1 protein-coding gene is annotated in these 1,559 nt (G+C 55.9%); it reads left to right on the plus strand.

Annotated features, from left to right (window positions below; translation table 11 throughout):
• Positions 1-82 precede the first annotated feature (82 nt).
• The gene (locus AC2FFF_RS19790; RefSeq protein ID WP_281973996.1) at positions 83-1,465 is read left to right on the plus strand and encodes an IS1182 family transposase; all 1,383 of its coding nucleotides are present in this window, start codon (positions 83-85) and stop codon (positions 1,463-1,465) included.
• Positions 1,466-1,559 lie beyond the last annotated feature (94 nt).

Below are 1,559 nucleotides of genomic sequence, written 5' to 3' on the forward strand. Positions count from 1 at the left end.
GGGCTGATTTCGTTGAAAAACTCCTGCTTGATCGGCGGCCCACCGGCTGATTCAATTCTCGAGACGAGCAGGAGGATTGGCGATGATGGGACCAAGGCAAGAGGCGCAGGCCGCTTTGTTCTACGAGTTCTCGCTTGAGGATCACGTTCCCCATAATCACTTGGTGCGGTCGATTGATCGGTTTGTTGATCTGACCAGCGTCCGCGCGCATTTGGCCGACTTCTACAGCCACACGGGTCGCCCCTCCATTGACCCGGAACTTCTGATCCGAATGCTTTTGATCGGATATTGCTTTGGCATCCGGTCGGAGCGGCGGCTTTGCGAAGAGGTGCATTTGAACCTAGCTTACCGCTGGTTTTGCCGCCTCGATCTCGCGGATCGCATCCCGGACCACTCGAGCTTTTCCAAAAACCGTCATGGTCGGTTCCGCGAAAGCAATCTGCTGCGCCATGTGTTCGAGACGACTGTTGCCCGTTGCATGAAGGAAGGTTTGGTTGGCGGTCAGGGCTTCGCGGTCGACGCCAGCCTGATCAGCGCGGATGTTCAGAAGCAGAACTCCAGTAACCCCGAAGGTTGGGCAGCCCGCGAGATTAATCCCGATGATGCGCCACGCGCTGTACGCGAATATCTCGACACGCTGGACGACGAGGCCTTCGGAGCAGCTACCACTGCAAAGCCCAAGTTCACTGCCCATGCCGACCCTGCCAGCCAATGGACGGCGGCGCGGAAAGGTCCTGCTTTCTTTGCCTATTCCAACAATTATCTGATCGACACGGACCACGGCATCATCATGGACGTAGACGCAAGCCGGTCGAACAAAACCGCTGAGGTTGGCGCGATGCGCAAGATGCTCGACCGCATCGAAGAACGCTTTGGCGTGAAACCCGATTGGATCGCGGCAGATACGGCATACGGGTCTTCGGATAATCTAGTGTGGTTGGCATTGAAGCGACAGATCCTTCCCTTCATCCCAGTCTTCGACAAGGGCGAGCGGACCGATGGCACGTTCTCTCGCTCTGACTTCACTTGGGACGATGAAAACGACCGCTATATCTGCCCCGGCGGCAAAGAGATGCGGCATACATGGCGGACCTATTCTGATCCAAAACGGAATGCGCCAGTTTGGAAATCCAGAAACTATCGGGCACTGAAATCAGACTGCACAGGATGCGAGCTGAAGGCAAAGTGCTGCCCCAACGCTGAAACGCGTTCGGTCCATCGCGATAAATATGAGATCGTCAGAGACTTTGCTCGCCAATGCACCACCTCAGACTTCAATCCCGAGGCTCAGGCGCGACGAAAAAAGGTCGAGATGCTCTTTGCCCACCTCAAACGCATCCTCGGACTGGGACGGCTCCGATTACGGGGCCCTTGCGGCGTTCAAGACGAATTTACCCTCGCCGCCACCGCCCAAAACCTTCGGAAACTGGCCAAACTCAAGCCAATGCCGCTCGCCACTGGTTGAAGCGGCGGTTACGCCTTAGACATCTGAACGAAATCAAACCGATACCTCAAACAAGCCTGCCGAAATCAACGACTTTTTCAACGAAATCAGCTCA

Source organism: Ruegeria sp. YTSA226 (assembly GCF_059609905.1).

Coding starts and splice junctions, on each gene's coding strand:
- AC2FFF_RS19790 (WP_281973996.1), top strand. CDS start 83: ATGATGGGACCAAGGCAAGAGGCGCAGGCCGCTTTGTTCTACGAGTTC.